Raw genomic sequence first — 14,566 nt, forward strand, 5'->3', positions numbered from 1 at the left:
CTACGCGGGCCGCGCGGGCCCGCTCGTGGTGTCTCGTCGAGACCTCTTGCACCCGTCGGCTAAATGCATTAGCTTTTTGGCTATGACCACGAGCCAGCAGTCCACCGTGCGCCGCCTTGCCCGGGCCGAAGGGCGCCTCGCCTACACCGACGAGGGCTCCGGCCCTCTCCTCGTCGCCTCGCCCGGCATGGGCGACCTGCGCTCCACCTATGACGACGTCGTCCCGCACCTCGTCGCCGCGGGCTACCGCGTGGTGGTCATGGACCTGCGCGGCCACGGCGACAGCGACACGACGTTCGCCACGCACGGCGACGAGGCCACGGCGTCCGACGTCGTCGCGCTCGTCGAGCACCTCGACGCCGGACCGGCCGTGCTCCTGGGCAGCTCGATGGGCGCGTCCGCCGCCGTGATCGCCGCGGCCGACCGCCCCGACCTCGTGCGCGGGCTCGTCCTGCTCGACGGGTTCCTCCGGGAACCGTCCTCCCCCGCGAAGCTGCGCGCGATGCGCGTGCTCTACAGGGTCGCGCTCGCCCGGCCGTGGGGCGCGGCGTTCTGGGCGTCGTTCTACGGGTCGCTGAACAAGGGCCGTACGCCCCGACGTCTCGCCGCGCACCAGGCGACGATCCGCGCCAGCCTCTCCGAGCCCGGACGGCTGCGCTCGTTCCGCGACCTCTGCCTCCAGCTCGACCACCGTGTCGTCGAGCCGCGCGTCGCACGCGTCCAGGCACCCGCGCTCGCCGTCTTCGGCGCTCTCGACCCCGACTACGCCGACCCTGCCGCCGAGGCGGCGTGGGTCGAGGATTCCCTGGGCGCGACGACGCTCGTGCTCCCCGAGGTCGGGCACTACCCGCAGCTCCAGGCGCCCGAGGACGTCGTCGCCGCGACGCTCGCGTTCCTCGACGCCCTGCCCGACGCCGCGCCGCTCGCCGACCGCGCCACCGGTCGCACCACCACCACGAGCACCGACGGCGGCACCCGTGGCTAGGGCCGGGCTGTCCCGCCCCGCCGTCGTCGCCATCGCGCTCGACCTCGTCGATGCGGGCGGCCCCGCCGGGTTCGCCGAGCTCACGCTCGCGAAGGTCGCCGCTCAGGCCGGCGTCGCTACACCGAGCCTCTACAAGCACGTCGGGTCGCTCGCAGCGCTGCGGCGTGAGGTCGCGGTGGTCTCCGTCGAGGACTACACGCGCGCGCTCACCGACGCGACGGTCGGGATCGCCGGGCCCGACGCCGTCGCCGCGCTCGCGCACGCGACCCGGCGGTTCGCGCACGCGCACCCCGGACGCTACGCCGCGGTGCAGGTCGCGCCCGACCCCGAGGACCCCGCCGACGCCGCGCTGTCCGCCGCGGCCGGGCGCAGCGTGCAGGTCGTCGCCGCGGTCCTGCGCGGGTTCGACCTCCCGGAGGACAGCACGATCGACGCGATCAGGTCGGTGCGCGCGAGCCTCCACGGGTTCGTCGCGCTCGAGCTCGGGGGCGGGTTCCGCCTCCCGGACGACCTCGACCGCAGCTTCGACCTCCACGTCCGCATGCTCCTCGCCGGGCTCGCGACGCTCGACCGCCCGACCCTCGTCCCCGCAACCGAACCTGGAGGCACCTCATGAGCTCGACGACCACCACGGCTCCCGCCGCGACGGCGGACGACGTCGCGACCCGGCGGCGCACCGCCGCCGCACTCGTCGTGGCCGGCGCGGGCTTCGTGCTGTTCCCGGCGCTGCGTCCTTGGCCCGACGAGACCCGCCCGACGGCGGAGCTCGCAGAGCTCGCAGCGGCGTTCGCCTCCGACCGGTGGGTCGCCGCGCACCTGTGCGGCATCCTCGCGATCGGCCTGCTCGCGCCGGCGCTCCTGGGCCTGCGCGCCGTGCTCGCGCCGGGAGTGACGCCTCGCACCACGGACCTGCTGGCGTCGGCGACGGGGCTGGTCTGGGCCGGCGGGTTCCTCGCCGCGCTGTACTTCGGCGCGGAGATGTTCGGCATCCAGGCCGTCGCGGCGTCGGCCGTCGCCTCGGGCGACCCCGCAGGCACCGGCTTCCTGGACGTCGCCACCGACCTACGCACGGGCGGGCTCGCCGTCACGCTGTTCGGCACCGGCCTGATCCTTCTCGCCGCGGGCGGCGTCGTGACGGCGTTCGCCCTCCGCCGCGTCGCACGGTGGTGGTTCACCCTGCCGTTCACGCTGGGCCTGGTCCTGCTGCTGCCGCAGTTCTGGGGCGGCCCGGGCCTCCGGGTCGTGCACGGCGTCCTGCTCGGCCTCGGGTGCGTGCTCCTCGCGGTCGTCGCGCTCCGTCGAGCACGACCCTGATCGCCGCCGAGGAGGGTCAGCGGGCGGCGACGAAGCCCAGGAGGTCGTGGCGGGTGAGGACACCGACCGGGTCGCCGTCCTCCACGACGAGCAGGGCGTCGTCGTCGTGCAGCGCGGCCCGCACCGCCTCCACGCCCTCGCCCGCCCCGATGAGCGGGAAGCGTGCCTCCATGTGGGACTCGACCCGGTCGGCGAGCGACGCCCGGCCGGAGAACACCGCGTCGAGCAGCTCGCGCTCGCTCACCGAGCCGGCGACCTCACCGATCTTCACGGGCGGCTCGGCGCCGACGACGGGCATCTGGGAGACGCCGTACTCGCGCAGGATCTCGATGGCGTCGCGCACGGTCTCGCTCGGGTGCGTGTGCACGAGGTCGGGCAGGCGCCCGTCCTTGGCACGCAGGACGTCGCCCGCGGTCACGCCCTCCTCGTCGGGGAGGAACCCGTACGACCGCATCCACGCGTCGTTGAAGATCTTCGACAGGTAGCCGCGACCGCTGTCGGGCAGCAGGACGACGATGACGGCACGGGCCGCAGCCTCCGGGTCCTCCTCCTCGAGCCGGCGCGCGAGGCGCAGGGTCGCCTCGACCGCCATGCCGCACGACCCGCCCACGAGCAGCCCCTCCTCGCGTGCGAGGCGGCGCGTCATCGCGAACGAGTCGGTGTCGGACACGGCGATGATCTCGTCCGGCACCTTCGGGTCGTACGCCGCCGGCCAGAAGTCCTCGCCGACGCCCTCGACCAGGTACGGCCGCCCGTCGCCGCCCGAGTAGACCGAGCCCGCCGGGTCGGCGCCGACGATGCGGACACGGCCGCCGTCGGCCTCCGCGCGGTCCGCCGAGACCTCCTGGAGGTAGCGCCCGGTCCCCGTGATCGTGCCGCCCGTGCCGACGCCGGCCACGAAGTGGGTCACGCGGCCGTCGGTGTCCGCCCAGACCTCGGGGCCGGTCGACTCGTAGTGCGACGCCGGGCCGTTCGGGTTGGCGTACTGGTTGGGCTTCCAGGCGCCCGGGATCTCCCGGACGAGGCGGTCGGACACCGAGTAGTAGGAGTCGGGGTGGTCCGGCGCGACGGCCGTCGGCGTCACGACGACGCGCGCCCCGTACGCGCGGAGCACGTCGCGCTTGTCCTGGCTCACCTTGTCGGGGCACACGAACACGCACTCGTACCCCTTGCGCTGCGCGACGAGCGCGAGACCGACGCCGGTGTTGCCCGACGTGGGCTCGACGATCGTGCCGCCCGGCTTCAGCTCGCCCGCGGCCTCCGCGGCCTCGACCATCTTCAGGGCGATGCGGTCCTTGACGGAGCCGCCGGGGTTCACGTACTCGACCTTGGCGAGGATCGTCGCGCTGAGGCCTTCGGTGACACGGGACAGCCGGACGAGCGGGGTGCCGCCGACCAGCTCGGAGACGTGCTCTGCGTATCTCATGCCCCGATCATCCCCGATCCCCGGAGACGGCACACAGCGGCGCCCTGCCCACGGCTCCGCGCCCGTCCGACGCACCGGCGGGAATTCCCGTACGGTGTAGAGCGTTACGCCCTCGACCGTCCCCGACCGAGAGGTGACCCGTGCCCGAGACCACGACCGCCCCGCAGCCGACCGCACCCGAGACCACGACCGCGCCGACGCTGCCCGACCTGCCGGACGTCGTCGTCCAGGCCGAGCGCCTGGTCGCGCTCGGCGTCCACACGATCGCCGGGCTCTCCGCCGACGAGCTGCGTGCCGCGGCCGCCACGCTCGCCGCGACCGCTCCTGACGGGACCCTGCTCGTGGTCGACCCGCACCTCGCTCCGCCGTCGGCCCTGGCTCCCCTGCTCCGGCTCTCGGTGCGCGGCGGCGAGAAGGAGGGGTTCGTCGTCGTCGACATGCCGGACGTCGACCGCTTCGCCCCGATCGAGGGCATCGAGGTCCCCGACGGCCCGCTGTACGTCGTCACCGAGCTCGACCGCGGCGACGACCTGGCGAACTGGTCGCCCGACGAGGCCCTGCCCGAGATCACCGGTCGCGGCCGCACTCCCCTGCTGCTGCACGAGGGGATCCACTGGGCGCTCCAGGCACCGGACGTCGTCGCGCGCAACCACTGCTACATGACGATCGGCTCACGCCTGCGGAAGGCGAACGGCACGCTCGACACGCGCACACCCGCCGTCTGGATCTCGGGCGGCACGGGCCGCGACGGCCGCGAGCGCCGTGGCGCCCCGAAGGTCGGCTGGTGCTGGGCGGGCAACCGCCACACGTGGCTCGGCTTCGCCTCGGCCGCCACCCGCCTCCCCGCCTGACCGTCAGCCGAGGAGGCCCAGCAGGGCGACGGCGACCACGACGACGGCGAGCACGACCACCACGACCGGCCTGCCTGCCGCCTCGCGGGCCGTGAGTCGGCCGAGGCAGGCGCCGACCGCCGCCGTGATCCCGGCGACGACCGCCGCCCCCGCGATCAGCGCACCTCCGGCGTCCGCACCGGCGTCGGCGAGCCGGCCCGCGATCCCACCCGCGAGCAGCGACCCCCAGAGCGCCCCGGCGACGAGACCGAGGACGGCGAACACCAGCGCGGCGCGTCCCTCGGACGCGTCGCGCGTGACCCGGGCGCCGACCCACGCGACCGCGGCGCCCGCCGTCGGGACGCTGATGAGGATGAGCAGCGCCGCGAACGGCAGCCACGCGGGCGGCGCGCCGGACACGACCATGTAGACGACCTGGACACCGAGCATCGCCACCGCCGCGACGACGAGACCGGCGACAAAGACCGGCACCCGCGGCGAGACGTCCGCCGCGGGTGCCGTTTCACGAGAGCTGCGCGCCACCGTCAGTCGCTGCTCTGCAGGATGGCGAAGAGGCGCAGGAACTCGAGGTAGAGCCAGATCAGCGTGACGAGCAGACCGAACGCGGCCGACCACGCGAACTTGGCAGGCACGCCGCCCTCGACACCGCGCTTGATGGAGTCGAAGTCGACGATGAGGGACGCCGCGGCGAGGCCGACACCGAGCACGCTCGCGATGATGCCCCAGCCGCTGTACAGACCCCAGCCGCCGAGCACCCCGGTCATGATGAGGACCACGTTGACGAGCGAGAACGCGAGGTAGCCGACCATCGCGATGAGCAGCCAGCGCATGAACTTCGGGGTGACGCGCACCCGGCCGGACTTGAAGAGGAACAGCGCGGCGGCGAACGTCGCGATGGTGGCGACGACGGCGGACGGCACGACGCCGTTCCACGCGGTCTCGTAGAAGCGGCTGATCCCGCCCAGGAACAAGCCCTGTGCCACTGTGTAGAGCACGATGAGCGCGGGGCTCGGGCTGCGCTTGAACGAGTTCACGAGCCCGAGCACGAGGCCGACGACCGCACCGATGATCCACAGCGCGGGCATCTGCGGCGTGACCATCCACGACCCGGCACCGACGACCACGAGCAGCGCGAGCAGCCCGCCGGTCTTCATGATGACGTCGTCGTACGTGAGGCGCTTGGTGTCGGCGGTCGTGGCCGACGGCGCGTCGTACATCTGGTTCAGCGTCGCCGCGTCCGCGGCCTGGGCGCCGTACTGGCCCCACTGGCCCGCCTGGGGCGTGCCGTACGCGGGGCCCTGGCCCTGTGCGGGCGGGGTCCCGTACGCGGGGCCGGCCTGCGTGGCCGCCCCACCGCGCTGGTTCTTCGGATCACCGAAGACCGCGCTGTTGTTGAAGACGGGGTTGCTCATGAGCTCCTCCTGGTCGCGGCGTCCACTCTCGCAGCGGGCCTCGTCATCGGCTTCTGCCTCGAGTCGGGTGTCGCTGGCCTGACGTTCATCCTAGGGAACGTGCGAGTCCCGGTCACTGTTCCCGGGGACTTTCGTCCGGGATCCCGGGAAAGTGCCGACCTGCGGACCACCAGACGACGCGCGGCGTACGCCGCGCGATGTACGCCGCCCGGCCCACGGCAGGGGCAAGATACGTCGCTAGGTGGCTGTCCGACGTCGGGCACGTCCCTAGGCTCGTGGCGTACCTCGCGGTGAGGTCCCCGGCCACCCCCGGCGCGACCCCCGCCCGCGAGCACCAGATCCAACCCGGACGAACGACCCTCGGAGGGGCGAAGTCATGATCGAAGCACGAGGCCTGACCAAGCGGTACGGGCCCAAGACCGCGGTGGACGGCATCTCGTTCACCGTGCGTCCTGGGACCGTCACCGGCTTCCTCGGCCCCAACGGCGCCGGCAAGTCCACGACCATGCGCATGATCATGGGCCTGGACCGGCCGACCGCGGGGACCGTCATCGTCAACGGGCGCCCGTACGCGCAGCACCGCTCCCCCCTCACCGAGGTGGGTGCGCTGCTCGACGCGAAGGCGGTCCACACCGGGCGCTCCGCCTACAACCACCTCCTCGCGATGGCCGCGACGCACGGCATCCCGACCAAGCGCGTCGACGAGGTCATCGAGATGACCGGCCTGCAGACCGTCGCCAAGAAGCGCGTCGGCGGCTTCTCGCTCGGCATGGGGCAGCGCCTCGGCATCGCGTCCGCGCTGCTCGGCGACCCCAAGACCCTCATCCTCGACGAGCCGGTCAACGGCCTCGACCCCGAGGGCGTGCTGTGGGTGCGCAACCTCGCGCGCTACCTCGCGTCGGAGGGCCGCACCGTGTTCCTCTCGAGCCACCTCATGAGCGAGGTCGCGCTGACCGCCGACCACATCATCGTCATCGGCAAGGGCCGCATCATCGCGGACGCCCCGGTGAGCGAGATCGTCAACGGCACCCAGCAGCGCACCGTCAAGGTCCGCACGCCGCACGCGACACAGCTCGCCGAGCTCCTCACGCGCGACGGCGCGACCGTCACGAGCGACGAGCCGAGCCTGCTCGTCGTCGCGGGTGCGGACGCCCCCGGCATCGGTGAGCTCGCGGCCGCGAAGGGCTTCGTCCTGCACGAGCTCACGCCCGTGGCGTCGACGCTCGAGGACGCGTACATGGCCCTCACGGCGGATGCGGTCGAGTACCAGACCGAGTCCGCCCAGATCCACGTCGGCCACGGAGCCACGGGCGCCGCGCCCGCCGGCGCCCCGGCCGCCACCGACTCCCTGGAAGGAGCGCAGCGATGAGCGCCACCGCCCTCGCCCCCGGCGCGACGAGCCCGACGGTGTCCCGCACCTCCCCGTACCGCCTGACGTTCGGTCACGTGCTGCGCTCGGAGTGGATCAAGTTCCGCTCGCTGCGCTCCACGTGGTGGACGATCGGCACGACGATCGTCGTCATGGTGCTGTTCAGCATGTCCATGGCGGCTTCGTTCAACCTCGCCGCCGGCAGCCCGGAGATGGCTGCGGAGATGGGCAACATCTCGACGGTCCAGGCGATCGTCCTCGGCTACATCTTCGCTCAGCTCTCCGTGGCCGTCCTCGGCGCGCTCGTCGTCACGGGCGAGTACTCGACCGGGATGATCCGCTCCACGCTCAGCGCCGTCCCGACGCGCCTGCCCGCCCTGTGGGCCAAGGCCGGGATCATCGGCGTCGTGACGTTCGTCGTCGGGCTCGTCGGGATCGCGCTGTCGTACCTCGTGACCATGCCCATGCTCTCCGGGAACGACCTCGTGCCCGACCTCGGCGACCCCGTCGTGCAGCGCGTCATCCTCGCGTGCGCCGGGTACCTCGCGCTCGTCGCGCTCCTCGCGGTGGGCGTCGGCACGATCATGCGCCACTCGGCCGGGTCCATCTTCACGCTCGTCGCCTTCCTGTTCGTCCTCCCGCTCGTGGCGAGCTTCCTCAGCCAGGAGTGGGTCCAGGACATCGCGAAGTTCCTGCCCATGAACCTGGCCACCGCGATGATGGCGGTCACGGAGGCCGACGCCGGCGGTACCGAGGTGCTCTCGCCCGGTGCCGCGACCGCCGCGATGGCGGGCTGGGCCGTCGTCTCGCTCGGCGTGGCGGCCCTCGTGCTCAAGCGCCGGGACGCGTGACCACCCCGTCCACCACCCCGCCGACGCCGGACGAGCAGCCCGCTCGTCCGGCGTCGGCCGTGACACGCCCGGGCACGACGACGCCGCGCGGCCCCGGCCCGACAGCGCCGGCCCCGCTCGCCATGCGGGCCGCGCCCGAACCGTTCACCGAGCTCGACGCGCGCCGCCTCGGCCCCGTGCGTCGCTACTTCGCCCGGCACCCCGTCGTCATGGACTGGGTGATCGTCGCGATCTTCGTCGTCCCCGGGGTGCTCTACGTCCTGCTCGCGGAGCAGCCGCGCGGCTCGACCGCTCTCTCGCTCGTGTTCTTCCTCGCTGGCGGCGCGCTCCTGTACTGGCGGCGACGACGACCGGTGACCGTCGCGCTCGCGCTCGCCGCGCTCGGGGTCCTGGCGATCGCGGTCACGGGCGACACCGCCGGGTTCGAGGTCGCCGGGATGTTCGCCGTGTACGCCGTCGCGGCGTCGCGACCGTCGCGGATCGCCTGGCCGGTGCTCGCGATCGTGGTGCTCGCGCTGTCCGCCGCGACCCTGCTCTGGTACGACATCGTCACCATGGACGACGGCGAGCTCGTGCGCCAGGCCGTGGAGCCCGGTCGCGCGACCGTCGACCGCGTCGTCGGCATCCTCGTCACGACCATCCTGTGCCTCGTCGCCCTCGCGATCGGCACCAACGTCCGGGCTCGGCGCCAGCACGTCTCCGACCTCGTCGAGCGCGCCAACTCCATCGCGCGTGACCGGGACCAGCAGTCGCAGCTCGCCGCCGCCGCCGAGCGCGCCCGCATCGCCCGGGAGATGCACGACGTCGTCGCGCACTCCATCACCGTCATGGTCGCCCTCGCGGACGGCGCCAAGGCGTCGGGAGCGAAGAACCCCGAGCTCGCGGGCCACGCGCTCGACGAGCTCACCGCCACCGGGCGCGCGGCGCTCGCCGACATGCGGCGCGTTCTCGGCGTCCTGCGCGAGCCCGGCGGCGAGCCGGCCGCACCTCTCGCGCCCGCGCACGAGACCCCCGAGCTCGAGGAGATCGTCGAGCGCTTCCGCACCGCCGGCCTGCCCGTGCGGCTCGTGCGCTCCGGCCCGCAGCCGACACCGGGGCCCGCCCTGCGCCAGACCGCGCACCGCATCGTCCAGGAGGCCCTGACGAACGTGCTGCGCTACGCACCGCTGTCCCCGATCGTCCTCGTCGAGGTCTCCCGTCGGGCCGAACCGGGAGCCGACTGGCTCGAGCTGCGCGTCGTCAACCAGGCCGGCCGCCGGCCGGGCGAGGGCGACGTCGCCGACCAGCGCGACCTCCCACCGTCGGTCGCCGAGCAGCACCCGCCCGGCGTCCCCGTCGGCACCGGGCGCGGGATCATCGGGATGCGGGAGAGGGCCGCCGTCTACGGCGGTACCGTGACGGCAGGACCGAGCGGCACCGGCTGGGAGGTGCGGGCGAGCCTGCGGCTCGACCTCGACCCCGGCCACGAACGACAGGAAGAGCGATGACCGACAGCGTTGACCGAGCCGCCACGCCGATCCGCGTGCTGCTCGTCGACGACCAGGCGCTCCTGCGCATGGGCTTCCGCATGATCCTCGCCGCCGAGGACGACATCGAGGTCGTCGGCGAGGCCGGCGACGGCGAGACGGGCGTCGCGCAGGCGTCCGCGCTGCGCCCCGACGTCGTGCTCATGGACGTCCGCATGCCCGGCACGAACGGCATCGAGGCGACCGAGCGCATCGTCGCCGCCCAGCCGGCGTCGCGCGTCATCATCCTCACGACGTTCGACCTCGACGAGTACGCGTTCGCCGCCCTGCGCGCCGGCGCGAGCGGCTTCCTCCTCAAGGACGCCAAGCCCGGCGAGCTCGTCGGCGCGATCCGCGCCGTCGCGAGCGGCGACGCCGCCGTCTCGCCCCGCATCACCCGACGCATGCTCGAGATGTTCTCCGGCCAGCTCCCCGAGAACGGTGCAGCAGCACCCGGCTCCGCGGCGACCGGCCGGGACGACCCGCGCCTCGCCGAGCTCACCGCGCGCGAGCTCGAGGTGTTCGAAGCCCTCGGCGAGGGCCTGACCAACGCAGAGATCGCCGAGCGCTTCGTCCTGTCCGAGGCCACGGTCAAGACCCACGTCGGTCGCGTCCTCGGCAAGCTCGGCCTCCGCGACCGCGTCCAGGCCGTGGTCCTCGCGTACGAGACCGGCGTCGCCCGCCCGTCCTGAGGCCCACCGCACCGAGGTAGGACCGCGGTCACGCGAAGTAGAACCCCGGTCCGCCGAAGTAGAACCGTGGTCACGCGAAGTAGAACCCCGGTCCGCCGAAGTAGAACCGTGGTCACGCGAAGTAGAACCCCGGTCCGCCGAAGTAGAACCGTGGTCACGCGAAGTAGAACGCTGGTTCATGTCCGACGGCGCGTGGTCGGCTTGGGTGTCGGGGTGGGTGGGGGCGCCGCGTCTACCATCCGCCGCTCGTTCCTCGCGGCTCCCGCCAGGCCCGACCACGACGCGGCGCCCCCACCCACCCCTCCCGGCGTCGCCCCACCTCGGTCTGTGCTCACCCGGGCCAACGGCCCGCGGGGCGGGTCTCCCGCCGTCCCGCCGTTTGCCTGAGGCCCGAGCCGCGGTCACCGCCGGACACGACGTGGCGCGCGGTCGAACACGACCTGAGGGTCTCCACAGCCTGGATGACGACACCCAAGTCGTGTTCGGCGTCTGACCACGGCCTGACCGACCGGCGGTTCGACCCCGACGACCCGGCTTCCTCCTCGCGCGACCACGGTTCTACCTCGGCGGACCACGGTTCTACTTCGCGGGGCCACGGTTCTACTTCGCGGGACCAGGGTTCTACCTCGGCGGACCACGGTTCTACTTCGCGCGACCAGGGTTCTACCTCGGCACGACTCGGCCACCTGGCCAGGGTGACGGGAGGGCTGAGCGGGTGGGGCGGCGTCGGATGCGAAGGGCGTCAAGGCCGCGCTCCTCAAACCCACGCCCGACTGACCACGGTGACGGCGCGGCCAGCCCGAGCACCGACGCCGCCCCGCACGCGGACCCCGCCACGACCGCCCGCCCGCCCGAACGCCCGCCCGCCCGAACGGTCGGACGGGCGGACGGATCAGGCCCGGGCGACCGCTGCTTTCTCGACCTCGGCCTGCGCCGCCGCCTCCTGCTTGGCGGCGCGCCTCGCCGCGCGCTTCTCGCCGCGACGCTCGGCGAGCGTGTAGAGCACCGGCACGACGACGAGCGTGAGCAGCGTGGAGCTCAGCAGGCCGCCGATCACGACGAGCGCGAGGGGCTGGGAGATAAACGCGCCGCCACCGGTGATGCCGATCGCCATGGGCGTGAGGGCGAAGATCGTCGCCGCCGCCGTCATGACGATGGGCCGCAGACGCTTGCGCGAGCCTTCCATGACGGCGTCGTCGAGCGTGCGGCCGCGCTCGCGGTACTGGTTGATGAGGTCGATGAGCACGATCGCGTTGGACACGACGATCCCGACGAGCATGAGCAGGCCGATGAGAGCCGGCACGCCGAGAGGCGTCGCGGTCGCGAGCAGGAGGAGCAGCGCGCCCGTCGCGGCGAACGGGATCGACACGAGCAGGATGAACGGCTGCAGGAGGCTGCGGAACGTCGCGACCATGACGAGGTAGACGATCGCGATGGCGACGAGCAGCGCCAGGCCGAGGTCGGCGAACGCGTCGGCCTGGTCGGACGCGACACCGCCGATCTCGACGGTCGCCCCGCCCTCGAGCTCGAGGCCGTCGATCGCGGTGGTGAGCTCGGTGGTGAGCGCCCCGAGGTCCTGGCCCGCGGGGGTGACGGAGATGGTCGCGCTGCGCTCGCCGTCGACGCGTGTGATCGACGTGGGTACCTCGACCTCCGCGACCTCGGCCACCTGCGTGAGGGGCACCGGCCCGACGGCGGTCGGGAGGACGACCTGCTCGAGCTCGGCCACGGTGGCGGGCGCCTGGCCTGCGAGCACGCGCACCTGGACGGGTCCGTCGCCCAGGTTCACGGTGCCGACCGGCACCGGGGACATGGTCCCGGCGACCGTCCCGGCCACCTGCGTCTCGGTGAGCCCGACGGCGGCGGCCGCGTCGCGGTCCACCGTCACCTGGACCGTCGCCTGGGCGGAGGCGAGGTTGTTCGTGACCTGCGCGGCGCCGTCGGTCCCTTCCGCGAGCTCCTGGACGTCGGCGGCCGCCGCGGCGAGGGTCTCGGTGTCGGGGGCGCGGACGACGAGGTCGACCGTCGTGCTGCCGAACGCGGCGTCTGCCCCGGCGACCTCGATGCCCTCGCTCGCCTCGCTGCTCAGGCCGCCGACGGCGTCGCGCACGTCCTGCTGGGCCGCCACCGGGTCGGCGTCGGGGTCGAGCGTGACGGCGAACGTCGCCGTCGGGGAACCGCCGCCGCCGAAGAACGCCGCCTCGGGGCCGCCCGCGGTCCCGACCGTCGTCTGCACGGTCGTGACGCCGTCGACGCCCATGAGCGCCTCCTCGACCTCGCGCGCCGACGCGTCCTGCGCGTCGAGCGACGTGCCGGGGGCGAAGGACTCCGTGACGGTCAGGGTGTCCTGGCCGGTGTCGCCGAGGAAGTTGGTCTCGAGGCGCGGCACGAGCGCGAGCGTGCCCGCGAGGATCGCGACGGAGACGGTGAGCGTGATGACCGGGTGGCGGAGCGCCGCACGGAGCGTCGGCACGTACCCGCGCTGCCAGATGCCGCGGCGCTCCTTCTCCTCCGCGGCGGCACGGGCGCGCTCGCCCGCGAGGCGTGCCGCCTCGGGGTCGGCGGGCACCGGCGGGGACTTGACGAACCAGTACGCGAGCACCGGGACGATCGTCAGGGCCACGAAGAGCGACGCGAGCATCGCGAGGGCGACGGTCACGGCGAACGGCCGGAACAGCTCGCCCACCATGCCGCCGACGAGAGCGATCGGCAGGAAGACGGCGACGGTGGCCACGGTCGAGGCCGTGATCGCGCCCGCGACCTCCTTGACGGCACCGACGATCGCGCCGCGCTTCTCCTCGCCGTACGACAGGTGCCGCTTGATGTTCTCGATCACGACGATCGAGTCGTCGACCACGCGGCCGATCGCCACGGTCATGGCGCCGAGCGTGAGGATGTTCAGGGTGTAGCCCGTGGCGTTCATGACGATGAAGGTCACGAACAGCGACAGCGGGATCGACACCGCAGCGACGAGGGTCGAGCGCAGCGAGGCCAGGAACAGCAGGATGACGACGACCGCGAACAGCAGGCCGAGCAGGCCCTCGGTCGCGAGGCCCTCGATCGACTCCTCGATGAACGGCGCCTGGTCGAACACGACCTCGACGCGCACGTCCTGGGCCTCGAGCACACCGTCGAGGTCGTCGATCGCGTCCTGGACGGCGTGCGACACCTCGACGGTGTTGCCGGCCGGGGTCTTGGTGATCGCGACGGCGAGCGCCGTCTCCCCGTCGAGCCGCGAGAACGACGTCGCAGGCTCGGGGCCGGCGGTGACGGTCGCGACGTCGCCGAGCGCGACGGGCGGCGTGCCGGGCGCGGCGGCCGGCGAGAGGAGCGGCAGCGCGGCGAGCTCGTCGACGGTCGTGACGGCGGTGCCGACCTGCACGCTGAGCGTCCGGTCGCCCTCGCTCACGGTGCCCGCAGGGATCACCACGCCGTTGTCCTGGAGGATCGTCGTGACCTGCGCGGGGCTCAGCCCGGCCGCGGCGAGCGCGGCGACGTCGAGGTCGATCGTCACCTGCTGGTCCGCGACGCCGCTCACCGCGACGCTGCGCACCCCCTCGACGTCCTCGAGGGCGGGGACCACGCTCGACTCGACCGTCTCGGCGAGGTCGGCGTCGTCGGTACCGCCCGACACGGCGAGCTGGATCACGGGGAGGTCGTCGATCGACCCGGTGACGACCTGCGGCTCGACGTCCTCGGGAAGCTGCGACTGCAGGCGCGTGATCGCGGTCTGCAGCTGGGACGCGGCGGAGTCCATGTCGGTGCCGTAGGCGAACTGCACGGTCGTGACGGACATGCCGGTGGACGACGTCGAGGTCACGTCCTCGACGCCCTTGACGGCACGGGCCGCCGTCTCGACGGGGACGGTGACCTGCTGCTCGACGATCGCGGGCGCCGACCCGGGGTACACCCCCACGACGGCGGCCGTGGGGATCTGGAGGCTCGGGATCAGCTCCTGCTTGAGCGATCCCATGCTGACGACGCCGAAGATCGCGATCGCGACGGTGGCGAGCGCGACGAGCGCACGGTTGGCCAACGACAGCCGGGCAAGACGGGACACGGAGCCTCCAGGGGTTCCAGGTCGGTGGGGAGACGACGTCGGCGTCGCAGATTTCGTTAGCCTAACGCGAAGCATCTGGCGTTGGTTCCCGGGTGTGCCGC

The 14,566-nt window shown here is 73.2% G+C and carries 12 protein-coding genes; 8 read left to right on the top strand and 4 right to left on the bottom strand.

From position 1 onward, the window contains the following. Nucleotides 1-82: 82 nt before the first annotated feature. Genes ACMXGY_RS15765 through ACMXGY_RS15775 form a run of 3 tightly spaced genes read left to right on the top strand, consistent with a single transcriptional unit; the run spans nucleotide 83 to nucleotide 2,299 of the window. On the top strand, nucleotides 83-985 hold the full coding sequence (locus ACMXGY_RS15765) for an alpha/beta fold hydrolase (protein ID WP_483773925.1): 903 nt from the start codon (nucleotides 83-85) through the stop codon (nucleotides 983-985). Further along, a complete protein-coding gene (locus ACMXGY_RS15770) occupies nucleotides 978-1,601 on the top strand; it encodes a TetR/AcrR family transcriptional regulator (protein ID WP_483773926.1) in 624 nt (207 codons plus the stop codon). The genes ACMXGY_RS15765 and ACMXGY_RS15770 overlap by 8 nt, the downstream gene beginning before the upstream one ends. Continuing rightward, nucleotides 1,598-2,299, top strand: coding sequence for a hypothetical protein (locus tag ACMXGY_RS15775; RefSeq protein ID WP_483773927.1), 702 nt, complete (start codon nucleotides 1,598-1,600; stop codon nucleotides 2,297-2,299). The genes ACMXGY_RS15770 and ACMXGY_RS15775 overlap by 4 nt, the downstream gene beginning before the upstream one ends. 16 nt (nucleotides 2,300-2,315) lie before the next feature. Here ACMXGY_RS15775 and ACMXGY_RS15780 read toward each other — a convergent pair whose 3' ends face one another. Then, the gene (locus ACMXGY_RS15780; RefSeq protein ID WP_483773928.1) at nucleotides 2,316-3,725 is read right to left on the bottom strand and encodes a cystathionine beta-synthase; all 1,410 of its coding nucleotides are present in this window, start codon (nucleotides 3,723-3,725) and stop codon (nucleotides 2,316-2,318) included. 140 nt (nucleotides 3,726-3,865) lie between these two features. On the opposite strand from ACMXGY_RS15780, the gene ACMXGY_RS15785 reads away from it, so the two are divergent. After that, entirely contained in the window at nucleotides 3,866-4,576 is a 711-nt protein-coding gene (locus ACMXGY_RS15785; protein WP_483773929.1) for a DUF5701 family protein, read from the top strand. A gap of 3 nt (nucleotides 4,577-4,579) precedes the next feature. On the opposite strand, the gene ACMXGY_RS15790 is transcribed toward ACMXGY_RS15785, so the two are convergent. Both ACMXGY_RS15790 and ACMXGY_RS15795 read right to left on the bottom strand, forming a co-directional pair. Further along, nucleotides 4,580-5,098, bottom strand: a complete 519-nt coding sequence (locus tag ACMXGY_RS15790; protein WP_483773930.1) for a hypothetical protein — start codon at nucleotides 5,096-5,098, stop codon at nucleotides 4,580-4,582. A gap of 2 nt (nucleotides 5,099-5,100) precedes the next feature. Further along, nucleotides 5,101-5,988, bottom strand: a complete 888-nt coding sequence (locus ACMXGY_RS15795; RefSeq protein WP_483773931.1) for a Bax inhibitor-1/YccA family protein — start codon at nucleotides 5,986-5,988, stop codon at nucleotides 5,101-5,103. Nucleotides 5,989-6,364: 376 nt separating this feature from the next. On the opposite strand from ACMXGY_RS15795, the gene ACMXGY_RS15800 reads away from it, so the two are divergent. From ACMXGY_RS15800 to ACMXGY_RS15815, 4 genes are read left to right on the top strand one after another with little or no spacing between them, the layout of a single operon-like run. Beyond that, nucleotides 6,365-7,357: an ABC transporter ATP-binding protein gene (locus ACMXGY_RS15800; protein WP_483773932.1), complete on the top strand. Its 993-nt coding sequence runs from the start codon at nucleotides 6,365-6,367 to the stop codon at nucleotides 7,355-7,357. Next, on the top strand, nucleotides 7,354-8,208 hold the full coding sequence (locus tag ACMXGY_RS15805; protein WP_483773933.1) for an ABC transporter permease subunit: 855 nt from the start codon (nucleotides 7,354-7,356) through the stop codon (nucleotides 8,206-8,208). Before ACMXGY_RS15800 ends, ACMXGY_RS15805 begins: the two co-directional genes overlap by 4 nt. Beyond that, nucleotides 8,205-9,695 carry a sensor histidine kinase gene (locus tag ACMXGY_RS15810; protein ID WP_483773934.1) on the top strand — a complete coding sequence of 497 codons (1,491 nt, stop codon included), beginning with the start codon at nucleotides 8,205-8,207 and terminating at the stop codon, nucleotides 9,693-9,695. Before ACMXGY_RS15805 ends, ACMXGY_RS15810 begins: the two co-directional genes overlap by 4 nt. Further along, nucleotides 9,692-10,405, top strand: a complete 714-nt coding sequence (locus ACMXGY_RS15815; RefSeq protein ID WP_483773935.1) for a response regulator — start codon at nucleotides 9,692-9,694, stop codon at nucleotides 10,403-10,405. Before ACMXGY_RS15810 ends, ACMXGY_RS15815 begins: the two co-directional genes overlap by 4 nt. A gap of 892 nt (nucleotides 10,406-11,297) precedes the next feature. Here the strand turns inward: ACMXGY_RS15815 and ACMXGY_RS15820 are convergent. After that, nucleotides 11,298-14,465, bottom strand: coding sequence for an efflux RND transporter permease subunit (locus tag ACMXGY_RS15820; protein WP_483773936.1), 3,168 nt, complete (start codon nucleotides 14,463-14,465; stop codon nucleotides 11,298-11,300). Nucleotides 14,466-14,566: the final 101 nt, after the last annotated feature.

Source organism: Cellulosimicrobium sp. G4 BAM 1002 (assembly GCF_057126935.1).